The sequence below is a fragment of the Tabrizicola oligotrophica genome (assembly GCF_011008935.1).
Taxonomy (GTDB): domain Bacteria; phylum Pseudomonadota; class Alphaproteobacteria; order Rhodobacterales; family Rhodobacteraceae; genus Tabrizicola_A; species Tabrizicola_A oligotrophica.
This window is the reverse complement of sequence record NZ_JAAIVJ010000016.1, coordinates 36609-56331: the sequence shown is the minus strand read 5'-3', so window position 1 is coordinate 56331 and position 19723 is coordinate 36609. Positions and strand designations below refer to the sequence as shown.

Annotated in this window: 16 protein-coding genes; 4 read left to right on the top strand and 12 right to left on the bottom strand. The window is 66.1% G+C overall.

Annotated features, from left to right (window positions below; all coding sequences use genetic code 11):
• Positions 1-232: 232 nt before the first annotated feature.
• Positions 233-1234: an inositol 2-dehydrogenase gene (iolG, locus tag G4Z14_RS16935; RefSeq protein WP_164627852.1), complete on the bottom strand. Its 1002-nt coding sequence runs from the start codon at positions 1232-1234 to the stop codon at positions 233-235.
• Positions 1235-1348: 114 nt separating this feature from the next.
• On the opposite strand from iolG, the gene G4Z14_RS16930 reads away from it, so the two are divergent.
• Positions 1349-2179, top strand: coding sequence for a MurR/RpiR family transcriptional regulator (locus tag G4Z14_RS16930; protein ID WP_164627850.1), 831 nt, complete (start codon positions 1349-1351; stop codon positions 2177-2179).
• On the opposite strand, the gene G4Z14_RS16925 is transcribed toward G4Z14_RS16930, so the two are convergent.
• The 3 genes from G4Z14_RS16925 to trpA all read right to left on the bottom strand — a co-directional run bounded on the left by G4Z14_RS16925 (position 2176) and on the right by trpA (position 4701).
• Positions 2176-3339, bottom strand: coding sequence for an alpha-hydroxy acid oxidase (locus G4Z14_RS16925; protein WP_164627848.1), 1164 nt, complete (start codon positions 3337-3339; stop codon positions 2176-2178). The genes G4Z14_RS16930 and G4Z14_RS16925 overlap by 4 nt on opposite strands.
• A gap of 93 nt (positions 3340-3432) precedes the next feature.
• The gene (locus G4Z14_RS16920; RefSeq protein WP_164627846.1) at positions 3433-3906 is read right to left on the bottom strand and encodes an MEKHLA domain-containing protein; all 474 of its coding nucleotides are present in this window, start codon (positions 3904-3906) and stop codon (positions 3433-3435) included.
• 3 nt (positions 3907-3909) lie between these two features.
• Entirely contained in the window at positions 3910-4701 is a 792-nt protein-coding gene (trpA, locus tag G4Z14_RS16915) for a tryptophan synthase subunit alpha (protein WP_164627844.1), read from the bottom strand.
• A gap of 127 nt (positions 4702-4828) precedes the next feature.
• On the opposite strand from trpA, the gene ychF reads away from it, so the two are divergent.
• On the top strand, positions 4829-5926 hold the full coding sequence (ychF, locus tag G4Z14_RS16910; protein ID WP_164627842.1) for a redox-regulated ATPase YchF: 1098 nt from the start codon (positions 4829-4831) through the stop codon (positions 5924-5926).
• Here the strand turns inward: ychF and G4Z14_RS16905 are convergent, their stop codons facing one another.
• The gene (locus G4Z14_RS16905; RefSeq protein WP_164627840.1) at positions 5927-6814 is read right to left on the bottom strand and encodes a hydrogen peroxide-inducible genes activator; all 888 of its coding nucleotides are present in this window, start codon (positions 6812-6814) and stop codon (positions 5927-5929) included.
• A gap of 131 nt (positions 6815-6945) precedes the next feature.
• Between G4Z14_RS16905 and katG the strand changes: the two genes are divergently transcribed.
• Complete coding sequence (katG, locus tag G4Z14_RS16900; RefSeq protein ID WP_164627838.1) at positions 6946-9156, top strand: catalase/peroxidase HPI; 2211 nt, start codon at positions 6946-6948, stop codon at positions 9154-9156.
• Between the two features lie 127 nt (positions 9157-9283).
• On the opposite strand, the gene G4Z14_RS16895 is transcribed toward katG, so the two are convergent.
• From G4Z14_RS16895 to G4Z14_RS16865, 7 genes are all read right to left on the bottom strand, one after another.
• The gene (locus tag G4Z14_RS16895; RefSeq protein WP_164627836.1) at positions 9284-10801 is read right to left on the bottom strand and encodes a CRTAC1 family protein; all 1518 of its coding nucleotides are present in this window, start codon (positions 10799-10801) and stop codon (positions 9284-9286) included.
• A gap of 4 nt (positions 10802-10805) precedes the next feature.
• The gene (locus tag G4Z14_RS16890; protein WP_164627834.1) at positions 10806-12137 is read right to left on the bottom strand and encodes a vanadium-dependent haloperoxidase; all 1332 of its coding nucleotides are present in this window, start codon (positions 12135-12137) and stop codon (positions 10806-10808) included.
• Positions 12137-13438, bottom strand: coding sequence for a xylose isomerase (xylA, locus tag G4Z14_RS16885; protein WP_164627832.1), 1302 nt, complete (start codon positions 13436-13438; stop codon positions 12137-12139). The genes G4Z14_RS16890 and xylA overlap by 1 nt, the downstream gene beginning before the upstream one ends.
• Positions 13439-13447: 9 nt before the next feature.
• On the bottom strand, positions 13448-14887 hold the full coding sequence (gene xylB, locus G4Z14_RS16880; RefSeq protein WP_164627831.1) for a xylulokinase: 1440 nt from the start codon (positions 14885-14887) through the stop codon (positions 13448-13450).
• 1 nt (position 14888) lies between these two features.
• The gene (locus G4Z14_RS16875) at positions 14889-15653 is read right to left on the bottom strand and encodes an ATP-binding cassette domain-containing protein (protein ID WP_164627829.1); all 765 of its coding nucleotides are present in this window, start codon (positions 15651-15653) and stop codon (positions 14889-14891) included.
• Between the two features lie 10 nt (positions 15654-15663).
• Complete coding sequence (locus G4Z14_RS16870; RefSeq protein ID WP_164627828.1) at positions 15664-17055, bottom strand: sugar ABC transporter permease; 1392 nt, start codon at positions 17053-17055, stop codon at positions 15664-15666.
• A 153-nt stretch (positions 17056-17208) separates the two neighbouring features.
• Positions 17209-18234 carry a substrate-binding domain-containing protein gene (locus G4Z14_RS16865; RefSeq protein WP_164627826.1) on the bottom strand — a complete coding sequence of 342 codons (1026 nt, stop codon included), beginning with the start codon at positions 18232-18234 and terminating at the stop codon, positions 17209-17211.
• Between the two features lie 211 nt (positions 18235-18445).
• Here G4Z14_RS16865 and G4Z14_RS16860 point away from each other — a divergent pair, with 211 nt between their 5' ends.
• Positions 18446-19723 (top strand): ROK family transcriptional regulator, encoded by a 1278-nt coding sequence (locus G4Z14_RS16860; protein ID WP_164627824.1) that lies wholly within the window; start codon positions 18446-18448, stop codon positions 19721-19723.

The window sequence follows — 19723 nt, the reverse complement described above, 5'->3', positions numbered from 1 at the left end:
GTGGAAGGGATTCGAACCCTCGAGACGGTTCCCCGCCTGCACCCTTAGCAGGGGTGTGCCTTCGACCACTCGGCCACCACTCCGTCGACCCGTTTAAGGGCAAGGGGGGGCGGGGGCAAGGGGAAAGGTGGGGGATTTCGGGGGTTTCGGGCGGGCTTGTCTTGCGGGGGCAAATGAAAAGGGCATCCGGGGTGCGGATGCCCTTGGCCGGGTCGTCACCGGGTTGGCCGGGTCACAGGATCTCGGTCATCTTCACCACGCGGCCCTCGGCCACCGACCGCAGGGCGGCATCGGCCAGGGCAAGCGCGATCAGCCCATCTTCGCCCGAGGGTTCGGCGCGGCCCTTGCCGGCCAGCGCGGCGATGAAGGTGGCGATTTCGGCGGCATAGGCCTCGGTGTAGCGGGTCATGAAGAAGTCATGCAGCGGCGGGCGGGTGTAGCCCGCGGCATTGGCCACCTCGATCGACACCGGGCGCTGGTTTTCCGCCGCGACCATGCCAAGGCTGCCATGCACCTCGATGCGCTGGTCATAGCCATAGGTCGCCCGGCGCGAGTTGGAGATCATCGCCTGCTTGCCGGTCGCGGTTTTCAGCATCACCTGCACCGAGTCGAAATCCCCGGCCTCGCCGATCGCCTTGTCCACCAGCACGGCGGCGGTGGCGACGATCTCGGTGATGTCTTCGCCCAAGAGGAAGCGGGCCATGTCGAAGTCATGGATCGTCATGTCGCGGAAGATGCCGCCCGAGCGCTTGATATAGTCCACCGGCGGGGCGCCGGGGTCGCGCGAGGTGATCGTCACCATCTCGACGGCGCCGACCGAGCCCTTGTCGATCTCGGCGCGCACCGCCTTGAAATGCGGGTCGAAGCGGCGGTTGAAGCCGACCATGAGCGTGCCCTTGTGGGCGCGCACCACCTCGAGGCAGGCCTTCACGCGGGCCAGCGACAGGTCGATGGGCTTTTCGCAGAACACCGCCTTGCCGGCCTTGACGAATTGCTCGATCAGGTCGGCGTGGGTGTCGGTGGGGGTGCAGATCACCACGGCGTCAATGTCCTTGGCGGCGCAGATCGCGTCGATCGTGCGCACGTCGCAGCCGTACTGGTCGGCAATCGCCTGTGCGGCGGCCGGGAAGGCGTCGGCCACGGCCACCAGTCTGGCATTGGCATCGCCCGTCACCGCCTTGGCATGCACCTTGCCGATGCGCCCTGCGCCGAGTAGTCCGAACCGAACGGTCATCTTGCTTTTCCTTCGAAGCGGCGCGTGGAACAGGCATCCATGGCGCGGTTGAATTTGGAATATTTGTTCCATATGCTATGCGGCGACCGGGACCAACCGTCAAGAGGGGCACCTATGCCAGTTGATGAAATTACCTCAATTGCCGCACCGCAAACGGTGGACGAGTTCCGCGCCCGTCTGGCCGCCTTGGGAGAGGGGCTGCCCAAGCGCCTGCAGCAATGTGCAAGCCATGTGGCGGGCAATCTTGACCGCATCGCGGTGTCGACAGTGGCCGAGATGGCGGCGGGGGCGGATGTGCCGCCGTCGGCCTTCATGCGCTTTTGCCAGATCATGGGATTTTCCGGCTATTCCGAGATGCAACGCCTGTTCCGCGAGGCCTATGCCCCGGGCTTTCCCGATTATGCCACGCGGCTTGCCAATCTCAAGGGCGGGGCAGGGGGGGCAAGCCGGCTTCTGGCCGAGTTTGTCGAGGCCGGGCGGATGTCTCTGGAGGGTTTGGCGAAATCGGTCGACGAGGCGGCGCTGTCGCAGGCGGTCGAGGTGCTGGCACGGGCGGGCATGATCCATGTCGTCGGCCTGCGCCGGGCCTATCCGGTGGCCAGTTATCTTGCCTATGTCTTTGAAAAGATGTCTGTTCCTGCCATGCTGCACGAAGGGGCGGGCCGGCTGGACCACCGCCACGCGCTGCGCCCCGGTGATGTGGTGCTGGCGATCACCTTTGCGCCCTATTCCGAAGAAACCCTGTCGATTGCCAGTGACGCCCGCGCCCGCGGGGTGCCGGTGGTGGCGCTGACTGACCACCTTTCCAGTCCGCTGGCGCGGCTGTCGGATGCAGTCCTGACTGTGCAGGAAGTGGATTTCGGCGCGTTCCGGTCGCTTTCGGCCACCATCGCCATGGCAATCACCCTGGCGGTGGCGGTCGGAACCGCGCGCGGGCAGGCTTAGGCCCAGCGGCCCTCGAAGTCTTCCGGCACCAGCAGGTGTTCGCGCGACAGATCGGTCGCCTTCTGCACCCCGCAAAGCGCCATGGTCACGTCAAGTTCCTTCCAGATGATCTCCAGCGCCTTGGCCACGCCTGCCTGACCCATTGCGCCAAGGCCATAAAGATAGCTGCGGCCGATGAAGGTGCCCTTCGCCCCCAGCGCCAGCGCCTTCAGCACGTCCTGACCCGAGCGGATGCCGCTGTCGAGAAACACCTCGGTCTGGTCTCCGACCGCCCGCACGATCTGCGGCAACATGCGGATCGACGACAGGGCGCCATCCAGTTGCCGCCCGCCATGGTTCGACACGATCATCCCGTCCGCCCCGACATCGGCGGCCATGCGGGCATCCTCGGCATCGAGAATTCCCTTCAGGATCAGCTTGCCGCCCCATTGGTCGCGGATGCGCGCCACCTTCTTCCAGTCAAGCTGCGGGTCGAACTGCTCGTTGGTCCAGGACGTCAGCGAGGCGAGATCCCCCACCCCCTTGGCGTGGCCGACGATGTTGCGGAAGGTCCGGCGTGGCGTGGCCAGCATCCCGAGCGACCATTGCGGCTTCAGCATCATGTCCAGAATGTTCGGCAGCGTCAGTTTCGGCGGCGTCGTCAGCCCGTTCTTCAGGTCCTTGTGGCGCTGGCCAAGGATCTGCAAATCCAGCGTCAGCACCAGCGCCGAGCACTTCGCCGCCCGCGCCCGCTCGATCAGCGCATCGACGAAGTCCTCGTCCTTCATCACATAAAGCTGGAACCAGAACGGGGCCGGGGAATGTTCGGCCACATCCTCGATCGAACAGACCGACATGGTCGAGAGCGTGAAGGGCACACCAAAAGCCGCCGCTGCGCGCGCCGCCTTGATCTCGCCATCGGGTGCCTGCATGCCGCAAGAGCCGACAGGGGCCAGCGCCACCGGCATCGTCACCGTCTCGCCAATCATCGTGCTTTGCGTCGTCCGCCCGGTCAGATCGCGCGCCACGCGCTGGCGCAGGCGGATCTTGGCGAAATCCGAGACGTTTTCCCGAAAGGTCTGCTCGGTATAGCTGCCCGATTCCGCGTAATCGTAGAACATTTTCGGCGTTTTCTTGGCGTAGATCGCCTTGAGATCGTCGATGCAGGTGATGACAGCCATGACAAACCCTTATTTTTGGTAAGGTGATATTACCAATTCGGGCGTGAAACGCAAGCGACCGTCGCAAGATTGGTCAACCGACGGCGGCCGCCGTCAGAGTGCCGTCACCGCGCCAATCAGCGCTGCCTGTCCGCGCACCAGCCCCGCCGCGTCGCGCAGCGTCCACAGCACCGTCCGGCTGATGCGGAAGCGGCGGCCATCGGCGGCTTTGCGGATGCCGGAGTAATCGGCCACCCACCCCTTCGCGGCGGCCTCGCGCAGGAAGCGGCTGCGGTCGCGCTGAATTGCCGGATCGTCCTCGGCCGAGAGCCGCGAGGGCAGGCGGGTAAAATCCTCCCAGCCCATGCCCCAGAGCGCCAGCGCGGCGCGGTTGGCATAGCAGAACACCGGATCGGCCTCGGGGCCATGGCTGACGAGGGGCTGCGGCAGATCGAAAAGCGCGCGGGCAAAGCCGGCCTCCGCCGGGGCAAGGCCGGCAATCAGCGGCCGGCCGGTCGCCGCCGCAAAGCTTTGTCCCAGAAGGGCCGACCAGTCCCGCACCGCAGGCCGTTCAGGGATCGTTTCCATGGCTCAGGCCGAATGCGCGCCCTTGGCCAGATCGGCGACAAAGGCCAGCACATCCGCCGCCGGCTTGCCCGCGCCAACCTCCTTGACGATGGCCGAGCCGACCACGCAGCCATCGGCCACACCGGCAATCGTCCGCGCCGCCTCGGGGGTGTTGATCCCGAAGCCGACGATCACCGGCAGCTCGGTCGAGCGCTTGATCCGCGCCACCTCCGGCCCGACCTCGCCGGCCTGCGCCGCCGCCGACCCGGTGATCCCGGTGACCGAAACGTAATAGACGAAACCGCTGGTGTTCTGCAGCACCTTCGGCAGGCGCTTCGCGTCGGTCGTGGGCGTCGCCAGCCGGATGAAGTTCAGCCCGGCCTTCTGCGCCGGGATGCACAATTCGGCATCCTCCTCGGGCGGCAGGTCAACCACGATCAGCCCGTCGATGCCCACCTCTTTCGCCTCGGCCAGAAACCGGTCGACGCCGCGCGAATAGATCGGGTTGTAATAGCCCATCAGCACGATCGGGGTTTTCTGGTCGGCCGCGCGGAAGTCGCGCACCATCTGCAAGGTGGCGTCCACCGTCATGCCGCCTTCCAGCGCCCGCTGGCCGGCAAGCTGGATGGTCGGGCCATCGGCCATCGGATCGGTGAAGGGCAGGCCCAGCTCGATGATGTCCACCCCGGCGGCGGGCAGCCCCTTCATCACCGCAAGCGCGGTGGCCACGTCGGGATCGCCCGCCATGATATAGGACACGAAGGCCTTTTTGCCCTGCGATTTCAGCCGCGCGAAGGTGTCGTCAATTCTGGTCATGCTGGTCCCTCGGATCGTTGCACCGGGTTTCGCAGGCCGCACCGGGAAAATCAAGGAGCCAAAGGCGCGCTTGATCCTTTCGCCCTTCCCCCCTATCAAGCGCGCCATCAGCCAAAGGAGCGTGCAGATGGGTTTCAAGATGGGCATCGTGGGTCTGCCGAATGTCGGCAAGTCGACCCTGTTCAACGCGCTGACCCGCACCGCCGCCGCACAGGCCGCGAACTTTCCCTTCTGCACCATCGAGCCGAACGTCGGCGAGGTGGCAGTGCCGGACCCCCGGCTTGACAAGCTGGCTGCCATCGCCGGTTCGAAGCAGATCATCCCGACCCGCATGACCTTTGTCGACATCGCCGGTCTGGTGCGCGGCGCCTCAAAGGGCGAGGGGCTTGGCAACCAGTTCCTCGCCAACATCCGCGAATGCGATGCCATCGCCCATGTGCTGCGCTGCTTTGAAGACGGCGACATCACCCATGTCGAAGGCCGGATCGACCCGGTCGCCGATGCCGAGACCATCGAGACCGAGCTGATGCTGGCCGATATGGAATCGATCGAGCGCCGCCTTGCCGCGCTGGCCAAGAAGCTGCGCGGCGGCGATCAGGAGACGCTGGATCAGGACCGGCTGTTGCGCGCCGCCCTTGTCGCGCTGAACGACGGCAAACCGGCCCGCACCCTTGCCATTGCCGCCGATGACCAGAAACAGTGGCGGATGCTGCAACTGCTCACCGCCAAGCCTGTGCTTTACGTCTGCAACGTCGAGGAGGCCAAGGCCGCGAGCGGCAACAGCCAGTCCGACCGCGTGGCTGACATGGCCAGGGCGCAGGGCGCGGCGACGGTGGTGATCTCGGCGAAGATCGAGGAAGAAATCAGCCAGTTGCCCGAGGACGAGGCGGTGATGTTCCTTGAGGAAATGGGCCTGCACGAGGCCGGACTTGACCGGCTGATCCGCGCCGGCCATGCGCTTCTGGGCCTGCAGACCTATTTCACCGTCGGCCCGAAAGAGGCCCGCGCCTGGACGATCTCCAAGGGCACGTTGGCGCCGCAGGCCGCTGGCGTCATCCATGGCGATTTCGAAAAGGGCTTCATCCGCGCCGAAACCGTGGCCTTTGACGACTATGTCGCGGGCAACGGCGAGGCGGGCGCGAAAGAAGCCGGCAAGTTCCGGGTGGAAGGCAAGACCTATGAGGTCAAGGACGGCGACGTCCTGCATTTCCTGTTCAACGCCTGATCAGCGCCGGACGCCCTTCACCACTTCGGCAATTGCCGAGAATTGCCGGGCAAGCGGGCTTGAGCGCCGCCAGACCATGCCGATCTGCCGGCTGGGCCGGGGGGCGCCGAAGGCGGCGACCGAGACCGGGGCAAGGCGGGTTTCCACCGCCACCGCCATTTCCGGGATCAAGGTCACGCCGATGCCGGCGCCGACCATCTGCACAAGGGTCGTCAGCGACGAGCCGTCCATCAGCTCGCGCGGGGCGGCCGCCTGAAGTTTGCAGAACGACAGCGCCTGATCGCGGAAGCAATGGCCTTCCTCCAGCAGCAAAAGCCGCATTTCCCGCAGGTCCGTGGCACCCGGCACCGGCTTGGCCGCGTCGGCGAGCGGCCGGACCAGCACGAAATCCTCGGTGAAAAGCGGCACTTCCACCAGCGAAGGCTCTGACACCGGCAGGGCGACGATGGCGCAATCCAGCCGGCCCTCGCCAAGTTCGGCCAGCAGTTTGGGCGTGATCGTCTCGCGCAGTTGCAAGTCCAGCGCGGGGTAGACCTGCGTCAGGTCGGCAATCACCTGCGGCAACAGATAGGGCGCGACAGTCGGGATCACGCCCAGCCTGAGCCGTCCCGCCATCTGGTCGCGCGCAATGCGCGAGGCATCCTCCAGCTCTTCCGCCAACCGCAGGATTTCGCGCGCGCGGGTGGCGAATTCCTCGCCGAAGCCGGTAAGCCGGATTGCCCGCGCCCCCCGGTCGAAAAGCGCGGTTCCCAGACCCTCTTCCAGCTCCCGGATCTGCATCGACAGCGCCGGCTGGGAAATCGCCGAGGCCTCCGCCGCGCGGCCGAAATGGCCAAGCCGGGCCAGCGCCTCGAAATAACGCAGCTGTTTCAGGGTGAGATTGGCCATAAGGGAAACTTATCGAGACAATCAGGAAATGCAAGTTCATCCAATGGAAAAACCCTGTTAGAACGATTCCAGAGATTGAGACTCACCCAAGGGTGCGTCTTTTGGTTTTTCGCTTTGAAAGGGAGGTCCAGATGGACGACAAAAGCGCAGGCAAATGCCCGGTGATGCACGGGGCCAAGGCCGCAACCCATGGCGTGCGCGGCAACAAGGACTGGTGGCCGAACCAGTTGAACCTGTCGATCCTGCACCAGCACAGCCCGGCCTCGAACCCGATGGGCGCGGACTTCTGCTACAAGACCGCCTTTGAAAAGATCGACTTTGCCGCGCTGAAGGCCGATCTGGTGGCGCTGATGACCGACAGCCAGGACTGGTGGCCGGCAGACTGGGGCCATTACGGCGGGTTGATGATCCGCATGGCCTGGCACTCGGCCGGCACCTACCGCACGGCGGACGGTCGCGGCGGCGCCTCGACCGGCACCCAGCGTTTCGCGCCGCTGAATTCCTGGCCCGACAACGGCAACCTCGACAAGGCGCGGCGCCTGTTGTGGCCGATCAAGCAGAAATACGGCAACGGCATTTCCTGGGCCGACCTGATGATCCTGGCCGGCAATGTCGCCATGGAAAGCATGGGCTTCAAGACCTTTGGCTTTGGCGCCGGCCGCGAAGACCTCTGGGCGCCGGAGGAAGACATCTACTGGGGCGCCGAAGCCGAATGGCTGGCGACCTCGGACAAGGCCAACAGCCGCTATTCCGGCGAGCGTGAGTTGGACAACCCGCTCGCTGCGGTGCAGATGGGCCTGATCTATGTGAACCCGCAGGGTCCCGATGGCAAACCCGACCCGGTCGCCTCGGGCCGCGATGTGCGCGAAACCTTTGGCCGCATGGCGATGAACGACGAGGAAACCGTGGCGCTGGTCGCCGGCGGCCACACCTTCGGCAAGGCCCATGGCGCGGGCGATCCGGCGCTGGTCGGCCCCGAACCCGAAGCCGCGCCCTTGGAGGCGATGGGCCTTGGCTGGTTCAACAAGCTTGGCACCGGCAAGGGCATCCACACCACGACCTCGGGCTTTGAAGGCGCGTGGAAGCCGAACCCGACGACCTGGGACCACGGCTATTTCACCATGCTGTTCAAGTATGAGTGGGAGCAGGCCACGACGCCCGCCGGCGCGATCGTCTGGCTGGCCAAGGATGTCGAGCCGCAGGACATGATCCCCGACGCGCATGATCCGAAGATCCTGCACCGGCCGATGATGACCACCGCCGACCTCTCGCTGCGTTTCGACCCGATCTACGAGCCGATCTCGCGCCGCTTCCTGAACGATCCGGCTGCCTTTGCCGATGCCTATGCCCGCGCCTGGTTCAAGCTGACCCACCGCGACATGGGGCCGAAGGCGCTGTATCTTGGCCCCGAGGTGCCGGCCGAGGACCTGATCTGGCAAGACCCGATCCCGGCCCGCGACCATGGGCTGATCGACGCGGCCGACATCGCCGCGCTGAAGGCGCAGATCCTTGCGACCGACCTGTCGACGCAGGATCTGGTGCTGGCGGCATGGGCCTCGGCCTCGACCTATCGCGGTTCGGACAAGCGCGGCGGCACCAACGGCGCCCGTGTGCGTCTGGCGCCGCAGAAGGACTGGGCGGTCAATGACCCGGCCAACCTGCACCGCGTGCTGAAGGCGCTGGAGGGCATTCAGGCCGAGTTCAACGCCAGGGCCACCGGCGGCAAGCAGGTGTCGCTGGCCGACCTGATCGTTCTGGGCGGCGGTGCGGCGATCGAAGAGGCGGCCCATGCGGCGGGTCATGCCGTCTCGGTGCCCTTCAGCCCTGGCCGGATGGACGCGAGCCCGGACCAGACCGACGCGGCCAGCTTCGAGGTGATGGAGCCCGTCGCCGACGGCTTCCGCAACTGGCAGAAGCAAAGCTACCGCGTCACTGCCGAGGAAATGCTGGTCGACCGCGCGCAGCTGCTGACGCTGTCGGCGCCGGAAATGACGGTGCTGGTCGGCGGGATGCGCGCGCTGGGCGCCAATGCCGGCGGCAGCAAGGCGGGGCTTCTCGGCGACCGGATCGGCGATCTGACCACCGATTTCTTCGCCGGCGTCCTTGACATGCAGACCCAATGGCGGCCGACCTCGGAGGCCTGCGAGCTTTACGAAGGCCGCGATGCCCGGACTGGCGCAGTCAAGGCCACCGGCTCGCGCGTCGATCTGGTGTTCGGCTCCAACTCGCAACTGCGGGCGCTGGCCGAGGTCTATGCCCAGGCCGACAACCAGGGCAAGTTCGTGGCCGATTTCGTGGCGGCCTGGGCCAAGGTGATGAACCTCGGCCGCACCGACCTCTGAGCTTCACGGCGCGGGGCGCCTCTCCCCGCGCCTTTCCCTTGCCGCAAGGCAAGGCGGAGTTTGGCGCAAACTCCGGTTCGGAAGATGCGCGCATCTTCCGCCAGCGATTTCCGCGCCGGAAATCGCCCTAGCGTTCCAGAAGCACCGCCGTGCCCGGCTGGGCCTGCACCCAGTCCGACGCGCTGCCATCCGGCCAGATCACCCGCACTTCGGCCATCTCGGCCGCGCCGATGCCGAAATGCCAGGGCAGCAGTTGCCCCGACATGTGCCCGCCGCCCACGGTGATCTCGCGCCGCTGCAATCCGCCTTCGGTCCTGACTTCCACCCAGGCGCCGATCGCATCGCGGTTCGTGCCCGCCTGCCGCAGGGTGACGGTGACGAACCCGCCCGGATCTTGCGTGCTGTTGCGCCAGACTTGCGGCGGCTCCCAGCGGTTCACCACCAGCAGGTCAAGCTTGCCGTCGGCATTGAAATCGGCGACCGCCCCGCCACGCCCATTGGCAAAACTCAAGGCGCCCGACACTTCGGCGGCTTCCACAAACGTGCCATCGGCGCGTTGCAGCATCAGGTTGTTGGGGTCTTTCTGGGCGAAATCCGGCATGGCATGGACATTGCCCTTCACCACGAAAAGATCCGCGCGCCCGTCGTTGTTCACGTCTTCGAACTGCGCATGCCAGGCGGTCGAGGGGCGCAGGTCGCCGCCGGTAAAGGGCCGGTGCGCGGTGGCGCCGCGCTTGAAGGCCTGATCGGCATATTGCGGCAGGGTCTTGCCGGCAGGCGGGTTCAGCACCTGCAACTTGTTGTCGGCCATCGAGGTCAGGAAGAACTCGTTGAAGCCGTCGGCATCCAGATCGCGCGCGGCAATCCCCATGCCCCAGATGCGCAGGCGCTTCCAGCCTTCCTTGTCCGACCACAGCCGCGGCGCCGCCTCCATGTGCCACAGCTGCTCTTGCCCGCCCTTGTAATATTCGCGGTCGTTCGACACCCGCAGATCGCGGCTGCCGCTGTTTGACCAGTCGGAAAAGACCATCGACAGGGCGCAGAAGCTGGGGGTCAGGGGCAGGGGCGGGGCGAAGCCCCGGCCTTCGGGCCGGTGCAGCCAGTTGTCGGTGCAAGAGCCCCAGGGAAACGCCTCTTCCTTGCGGTCGATGTAATTGCCGACGGCCAGCGTCGGCCAGTCCTGCCCGGCCTCCCATGTGGCGGCAAAGGCGGTGGACCAGGCGTCGCCGCCGTCAAAGCCCCAGGCGGCATTGGCATTTTCGAACCGGCAATCGCCGAGACCCCGCATCAGGTGGTTCTCGCCCACCCGCAGCACCGCCAGATCGGTGAGGCCGTCGCTGTCGATGTCCAGGGGATAGGCACCGGTCACGGCGGTTTCTGACAGACCCTCCACCGGGGCAAAGCGCAACGGCCCGGCCGGTTCCGAAACATTGCGGTAAAGCCCCGCAGGCCCTTCGCCGCCGGCGATGAAGACATCGGGGCGGGCGTCGGCGTCGCAGTCGAACACCGCCGCGCCGCCGCCGACCATATACTGCCACTCGCCCTGATAAGGCGTGGCAAGGCCATGGCCGGTTTCCTCGACATACTGCGGCAGGGCGGGGTCGTCGGCCCAGACCGGGCTGGCCAGCGCCAGTAGCGGGAGCAATGACTTACGCACGGGTCTTCAACTCCAGAACATGGGCCGCGACGCATTTGCCCTGCGCAAGGCCGTTCTCATTGGCGGCGCGGAAGTGGATGCCGCCGTACATCCGCGACAGGGCCGCCTCCTCCGCCGCCTGCCAGAAGCCGTCGAAATGCCGTGTCGGCAAGCCTTCATCGGCATGGGTGGCATCGTCGAAGGCAAAATCCTGCCCCAGAAGCCCCTCCAGCACGGTCGCGGCGGCAGCGCTTTGCGTGGAATGGCCCGAGGGATATTCCGGGAAGGGCGGCGTGTTGAGCAGGGGCTCCCATTTCGGGTCGATCACCCGGCGGATATAGGTGACCGGGCGCAGCAGGTCATGTTCGAACTTCGAGCGCCAGCACTGCACGAAAGCGTCCGAGATCGTCATGCCCAGCAGGGCGAGAAGCTCTGCCTGCCGGTCCACCGGCGTTCCGTCGCGATCGAAGATCTGCAGCAGGATCGACACCCAATGGCCGGGTGGCGTGGGCGACAGCATCGGGTCATCCGACCAGAACCGGGCGATCAGCTTTTGCTCGTCGGTCAGGGCTTTCGAGGTGTCATAGACCTCTTTTGCCTGAGCGTAGAAATCCGAGGCCGGGTCCTCGCTATAGGCAAGCGGCGGCGGCAGGCCGCAGGGGCCGGTTTCGGGAATGGCGAAGGTCCGGTTCTGGCCCCATGTCGGCAACAGCGGGGCCTGCTGCACTGCGACGGTCGAGGTCGGCACCCAATGCGCCGGGCCTTCGGTCAGCGCGTAGCTCATCGGAAAGCCCATGTTTTCAATGACCGCGCCACCGTCGCCTGCCGACCAGTCGAGGATGGCTTGGGAAACGGCCAGCCCATGCGCAACCGAGCGCGCGGCGACATCCTGCCCCACGCCTTCCATCGCCACAGTCGAAAGCCGTTTCTCCATGGCCTGCATCGCCCGTTGCCCGGTCGGGCCGGTGTTGCCGAAATAGGCCGCCATGGCATGGGTCAGCGCGCCTTGCAGCACACAAGCCTCGTCATGCGGGGCGGCCTCGCGGGCGGGCAGAGGGGCCAGATCGCGGACCTGACCTGACAGGCTCCGCAGGGCCGGGTTGCCGGTGGCCAAGGCTTCAAACGCCGTCACGCCGAGATAGGCGAAGGAGCGGGCGGCGACCGGCGGGGAATAGGTGGCGGTGTGGCGGATCAGTTCCAGCAAGAGCTGATACCACTGGCCCAGCACCTGCTCGGCCCGTCGCGCGGTGGCGGAGGCGGGCAGCGGCAGGGCTGTCAGCGCAACTCCCGCCAGCCCCCCTTGCAGAAAGCTGCGACGCGAGGGGAAGGCGGGGGTGCGGGCCATCAGATATACCTGTTCCAGAGGTTTTCCAGCCGCTCTTGCCGGCCGGATTTCGGTTCGGGTTCAAGACCTTCGGCGGTAACGCGGGCGGCGGCGGCCTCAAGGCTTCCGGCCAGCATCGCCTTGGCCGGCGCGGTTTCCCATCCGGCATAGCGCGCCTTGCGCGCCGCCTCCAGCTCGCCGCTTTCGATCAGCGCGGCCGCCGCCTTCAACGCCCGCGCGCAGGTGTCCATGCCGCCGACATGGGCCAGCACCAGATCCTCGGCGTCCAGCGATTGCCGGCGGATCTTGGCGTCGAAATTGGTGCCGCCGGTGGTATAGCCGCCGGCCTTCAGAATCTCGTAGAAGGCCAGCGCCTTTTCGGCATGGTTGTTGGGGAACTGGTCGGTGTCCCAGCCCGACTGATAGTCATTCCGGTTCATGTCGATCGAGCCGAAAATCCCCAAGGCCGAGGCCAGCGCGATTTCATGCTCGAAGGAATGCCCGGCCAGAATGGCGTGGCCCTGCTCGATGTTGACCTTCACCTCATGCTCAAGGCCGAAATCCTTGAGGAAGCCATAAACCGTGGCCACGTCGAAATCATACTGATGCTTCGAGGGTTCCTGCGGCTTCGGCTCGATCAGGATCGCGCCCTTGAAGCCGATCCTGTGCTTGTAATCCACCACCTGTTGCAGGAAGCGCCCGGCATGGGCGCGCTCGGCGGCCAGATCGGTGTTCAGCAGCGTCTCATAGCCCTCGCGCCCGCCCCACAGCACATAGTTGGCGCCGCCAAGGCGATGGGTGGCATCAAGGTTGGCCTTCACCGAAGCCGCGGCATAGGCATAGACATCCGGGTCAGGGTTGGTGGCCGCCCCCGACATCCAGCGGCGGTGGCTGAACATGTTGGCAGTGCCCCAGAGGAGCTTGGCCTTGTGCTTGCCCTGCTTCTCCGCGAAATATTCGACGATCTCGTCAAGGTTGCGCTTGCTCTCGGCAAAGCTCGCGCCTTCGGGGCGCACGTCGGCGTCGTGGAACGCATAGAACGGCACACCGAGAATATCGAACAGCTCGAAGGCCGCATCGGCCTTGGCCTTGGCCGCCGCCATGCCGTCGGCGAACCATGGGCGGTCAAGGGTCTGGCCGCCAAAGGGATCGCCGCCCTGATAGGCAAACGAATGCCAGTAGGCGACCGCAAAGCGCATGTGATCCTCCATGCGCTTGCCCAGCACCACCTCGTCGGGGTTGTAGTGGCGGAAGGCAAACTCGTTGGTGGACGCAGGGCCTTCGTAGCGAATGGCGGGAATGCCGCCGAAATAGCCGGACATGGGATTTCCTCAGATCTTCAAGCCCCGAAGGGCGGTTTGAGCGGCGCGGAACCGGGCATGGCCCGCGTCGAAAGCGGATGTCAGGGCACGGTCAGGTTCGACCGTGCGGGCGATTTTTGGGCGGGTGGCCACTTCGGCCCCCGCGCCGGTCGCGGCCATGATCGCCAGCCGGGCGGCCCCGAAGGCCCCGCCGAAATCGCCCGCCACCGGCAGGTCGACCGGCACATTCAGCGCGGTGGCAATCGCCGCCAGCCAGTAGTCGGAGCGCGAGCCGCCGCCCACCGCCAGCACCCGGTCAATCCGCGTGCCGGTGGCGGCCAGCGCGTCGCGGCAATCGCGGATGGCAAAGGTCACGCCCTCCAGCACCGCGCGGGTGCCGGCGGCAGTGCCGGTGGCATGTTCCAGCCCCATGAAACTGCCGCGGATGGCCGCATCGTTGAGCGGGGTGCGCTCGCCGCCGAGATAGGGCAGGAACAGCGCCTTGCTCGGCGCCTCCAAGGGCCCGAGCGCGCCGGTCAGCCGCGCCGCATCCTGCCCGACGAACTGGCCATACCAGTTCAGCGCATCGGTGGCGGCGAGGATCACGCCCATCTGGTGCCAGGCCCCCGGCAGGGCATGGCAGAAGGTATGCACCGCCGTCGCCGGATCGGGCTGATAGCCGTCATTGGCGGCAAAGAGGACGCCCGAAGTGCCAAGCGAGACAAAGGCCTCGCCCGCCCGCACCACGCCGACGCCGACGCCCGAGGCGGCATTGTCTCCGCCGCCGCCCGCCACCACGACGCCCTTCGGCAGGCCCCAGCGCGCCGCCAGCCCCTCGCGCAGCACGCCCGACACCGCCGAGCCTTCGACCAGCCGCGGCATCTGCGCGCGGGAAAGCCCTGTGGCCGCCAGAAGATCGTCCGACCAGTCGCGCGCCCCGGTGTCAAGCCAGCTTGTCCCGGCGGCATCCGACATTTCGGCGACATGATCGCCGATCAGCCAGAGCCGCAGATAATCCTTCGGCAGCAGCACCTTGGCGACCTTTGCCCAGATCGCCGGCTCATGAGCGCGCACCCAGTCGAGCTTCGGCGCGGTGAAGCCCGGAAACACGATGTTCCCTGTCACCGCCCGGAACCGCGGGTCGCCATCCAGCCGCGCGGCCTCGGCATGGCTGCGGGTGTCGTTCCACAGGATGCAGGGCCGCAGCACGTTGTCGGCGCTGTCCAAGAGCGTCGCGCCGTGCATGTGGCCCGACAGGCCGATACCCCGAACCGCCCCCAGCCCCTTGGCCGCCAGCTTGTCCAGCACCGCCTCGGCGGCGGCGATCCAGTGCGACGGCTCCTGTTCCGACCAGCCCTCATGCGGCCGCGAGACCGTCAAGGGGGCGGTGGCCTCGGCCACCACCTCCTGCCGGTCATTGATGACAATGCCCTTCAGCCCCGAAGTGCCAAGGTCCAGTCCGATGAACATGTCAGTAAGCCTGCGGCGGCTTCTTGCCCATGATGATCATGCCCAGAATGTCGTCATCGGTGACGTCCTTGACGTTGACCGTGCCGACACGCTGGCCGTTCTTCATCACCACGGCGCGGTCGCACAGCTTCATCACCGAGTGGATGTCATGCTCGATCAGGAAGATGCCCAGACCCTGCGCCTTCAGCTCCTGCACCAGCTCGGCCACCATCTGCGTCTCGTGCGGACCAAGCGCGGCGGTGGGTTCGTCCATGATCAGGATCTTGGCGTTGAAATACACCGCGCGGGCAATGGCAACCGACTGGCGCTGACCGCCCGACAGGGCCGACACCGGCACGTTGAATTTCTTGAAGTTCGGGTTCAGCCGCCCCATGATCTTGCGGGTTTCGGCCTCCATCCGGGTTTCGTCGACAAAGCCGAAGTTGTTGACCAGCTCGCGGCCCAGAAACAGGTTCGAGGCGGCATCCAGATTGTCGGCCAGCGCCAGCGTCTGGTAGATCGTCTCGATGTTGTGCGAGCGGGCGTCGCGGGGGTCACTGATCTCGACCTCCTCGCCATTGATGAAGATCTGCCCTGCATCCTTGCGATAGGCGCCGGAGAGGCACTTGATGAGGGTGGATTTCCCCGCGCCGTTGTGGCCGAGAAGCCCCACGACCTCGCCCGGATGCAGGTCGACCGAGACGTGGTCGACCGCCTTGATGCCCCCGAAGGCGATCGAGATGTCGCGCAGCTCGACCAGAGGGGTGCCGGTGTTCGGATTGCTCATGATGGCCCCCTTACTTGATGCGCTTGCGGTAGATGATGTCGAGGAACACGGCGAGGACGAGCGCGACGCCGATCACGATCCGCTGATAGGACCCGTCGCCATAGCCGATCAGCACCATGCCGGTCTGCAGCGAAGTGAGGATCAGCGCGCCGATGATGGCGCCATAGATCGTGCCCACCCCCCCGGCCAGCGAAGTGCCCCCGACGACGGCGGCGGCGATGACGTAAAGCTCGTCCAGGTTGCCCATGGCGTTGGTCGCGCTGTTCTGGCGCGCGGCGCCGATGACGGCGGCAATGCCGGCCAGCCCGCCCATCAGCGCAAAGATCTTGACCGTCATGGCGCGGGTGTTGATGCCCGACAGGGCGGCCGCCTCGGGGTTGCCGCCGATGGCAAAGACATAGCGGCCAAAGCGGGTGCGGGTCATCAGGATGGTCATGACGATGGCCACCACGATCATGATCAGCACCGGATAGGCAAAGCCATGGCCGAACTGGGCGCAGACATCGGTATAGATCGTGTCGTTGCTTGCGGCGCATGCCGGCAGCTCCTGACCGATCGCGGTGTAGTATTTCTCGATGTTGCCGCGCGGCCAGACATAGGAATTGACGATGGCCGTGGCGCCGACGATGACGGCGCAGATCAGGCCGATCACGAAGGTCTCGGCCCAGACCGGGCGCAGCGGGAAGCCGTGCTTCTTGCGCGACTTGCGGCCGCTGAGGAAGGCCCAGACCACGAAGGCACAGGCGATCAGGCCGAAGATCCAGCTTCCGGTGCGCCCCAGCGCCCCGAACGAGCCGCCGCCCAGCAGCGCGAAGGTGTCATCCATCGGCGCGATGGTCTTGCCGCCGGCGACCAGAAACGCCGCGCCGCGCCAGACCAGCAGCCCGCCGAGCGTGACGATGAAAGAGGGAATGCCCAGAAAGGCGATCAGCAGGCCCTGAAAGGCGCCGATCAGCGCCCCCATGGTGATGCCGAACAGCACCGTGACGATCCAGATCGACGGATGGCCCAGCCCGAGCGCCGGGGTCAGCCATTCGACCTGCAACAGGCCCATGTACATCCCGACCATGCCCATGATCGAGCCGACCGACAGGTCGATGTTGCGGGTGATGATGACCAGCACCATCCCCGTCGCCATGATCCCGATATAGGCGGTCTGCACGCTCAGGTTCCAAAGGTTGCGCGGCGTGAGAAAGCCGTTCGCCTCGGATTGCGCCGCGCCCAGCAGCATGGAGGGCCGGCCAAGCGCCAGCACGGAATAGGCCTCGAAGGCCAGCCAGATCAGGAGCAGGCCGCCGACCATGCCCAGCAGGCGCGGGTCGATCTCGGTGGCACGCAGGAACCGCGCAAAACCGCCTTCGGTGTTTGCTGTGGTTTGCGGGGAATGGGGTGTGTCGGTCATGTCTCGTCCATCATGGGGCAAGGGGACGTCCGGCGGGGCAGGGGCCCGTCGCGCCGGAGGCGGTCCGTTAAGGACGTGGGGGCGCGCCGGCAGGGCGCCCTCGGGCAGAGGGAGGGGCGCCCGCCTTTGGCAGGCGCCCCGAATGTCAGCCGCTTATTCGCAGCCCACCACACCGGCCATGGCGCCTTCGCAGGCCTGTTCCTTGGTGATGTGGCCCGCGTCGATGGCGACGTTCAGGTTGTCCTTGGTCAGCGGCGTCGGGGCCAGCAGGATGGCGTTCATCTCGACGCCCTTCTCACCGCCCGAGAACTTGGTCGCGCCGGCAACCGAATCCAGCGCCGCCCCGTCGGCCAGCGCCGAGGCGATCTCGCCGGCGGCCTTGCCAAGCTGGCGGGCGTCCTTCCAGACCGAAACCGTCTGGGTGCCGCGCGCCACGCGGTTGATGGCGGCAAGGTCGCCGTCCTGACCGCCCAAGGGCACGTTCAGGCCCTGCGCTGCCAGCGCCGCAGCCGCGCCGCCCGCCATGCCGTCGTTCTGGCTCAGCACCGCGTCGACGGCGTTGTTGTTCGCCGTCAGGATCTGCTCCATGTTCTTCTGGGCATTTTCCGGCTTCCAGCCGTCCGAGTTGGCCTCGCCGACGATCACGATGTCGCCTGCCGTCACTGCCGCGCCGATTACCTCTTCCATGCCCTGACGCAGGAAGCCGACGTTCGGGTCACCGGGGTCGCCCTTGATGATGGCATAGTTGCCCTTCGGGGCCAGCGCGAACACCGATTCCGCGATGATGCGGCCGACGCCGACGTTGTCGAAGGTCAGATAGAAGGTGCGGTTGTCCTCGATCAGGCGGTCATAGCCGACCACCGGAATGCCTTCGGCTGCGGCCTTTTCGATGGCCGGCCCGATGGCGTCCTTGTCCCAGGCGTTGATGATCAGCGCGTCGACGCCCTGCGAGATCAGCGCGTCGACATCCGACAGCTGCTTTTCCGCCGAGGACTGCGCGTCGGCCGAGATGTATTCGTTGCCAGCGGCCTCGATGGCTGCCTTCATGGCCGCTTCGTCGATCTTCCAGCGCTCTTCCTGGAACTGTGCCCAGCTGACGCCGATCTTCTTGCCCTCAGCCAGCGCCGCCGACGAGAAGCCGACCGCCGCGATCACCGCGGCGATAAGAACCTTTTGCATATGTATCCTCCCATGGATGTCGGCCCGCAAAAGCCGGTCCGGCGGATTCGCCGATACGGCAACAGGCTGCGCTTAATAATTTCAGTTGTCAAAATATATTTCGCAGGGCAATCTGAAGATGCTCCGAATTTCAGCCATTTTCGCCGCAATGCAGCAATGTTCTGGCGAAAAGTAAAGAAAATACGGGGCCTTTTGTTCGAGGATCAAATAAATGACGCAGGGCAGGGGCATGGCAGAGGGCGGGGCGGGCCGTAAGGGCGTCGGCCCGCTGATTCCGCCGCTGACCGAAACCCAGCGCCCGCTGCGCCAGCAGATCTTCGAGCGAATCCGCGCGGCGGGCCATATTCCCCGAGTGACGCTCGCGCGTGAGCTGGATGTCTCGCCCGCCTCCGTCACCACCATCTGCGCCGAGCTGATCGAGGCCGGGCTGATCGAGGAACTTGCCGCCCCGCGCGACCCCGACAACGCGCGCGGCCGTCCCGCCGTGGCGCTGGGCGTGCGGCCCGAGGCGCATCTGGTGGCGGGAATGAAACTTTCCGACCGCGAACACACCGCGGTCATCGTCGATTTCGCGGGCAACCTTGTTGCCGATGAAGCCGTGCCGCGCCAACCCGGCGCCATGACGCTGGACGGGTTGCTGGAGGCCGTCGAAACCCTGCTGGCCAAGGTCTGCACCAAGGCCGGCATCGGCCCGCAGAATCTGACGGCCATCGGCATCGGCGTGCCGGGCTTTGTCGATGTGGCCGAAGGCATCGTGCACTGGTCCTCGGTGCTGCATGACCGGGCGGTGCCGCTGGCCGCCGCTGCCACCGCCCGCATCGGCGTGCCCGTGACCATCGACAATGACGCCAACCTTGTGGCGCTGGCCGAACTCTGGTTCGGCGCCGGGCGGGGGCTGTCGGACTTCGCCGTCGTGACCATCGAACACGGGGTCGGCATGGGCTTTGTGATGAACCACCGCATCTTCCGCGGCTCGGGCCGGCTGGGGATGGAGCTTGGCCATACCAAGGTGCAGCTTGACGGGGCCCTCTGCCGCTGTGGTCAAAGAGGCTGTCTTGAGGCCTATATCGCCGACTATGCGCTGGCGCGCGAGGCGACGACGGCGCTGAACCGGCCCGCGACCGACACGCTGTCGATCAACACCCTGCTGGAAAGCCTGTACGATCACGCCAAGGCCGGCAACGCCACGGCCCGCTCGATCTTTCGCCGCGCGGGACGTTATCTGGCGGTGGGGCTTTCGAATGTGGTCAATCTGTTCGACCCCGAACTCATCATCCTGTCGGGCGAGCGGATGCGCTACGACTATCTTTATGCCGCCGAAACCCTCGCCGAGATGGACAATCTGGCGATCAACACCAACCGCCCGCGCCCGCCGATCGAGATTCACGCCTGGGGCGACCTTTTGTGGGCGCATGGCGCGGCGGCGCTGGCGCTGTCGGTGGTCAGCGAGAACCTGCTGGCGTCCAGCCGCGAGATTGCCGCGCAATAG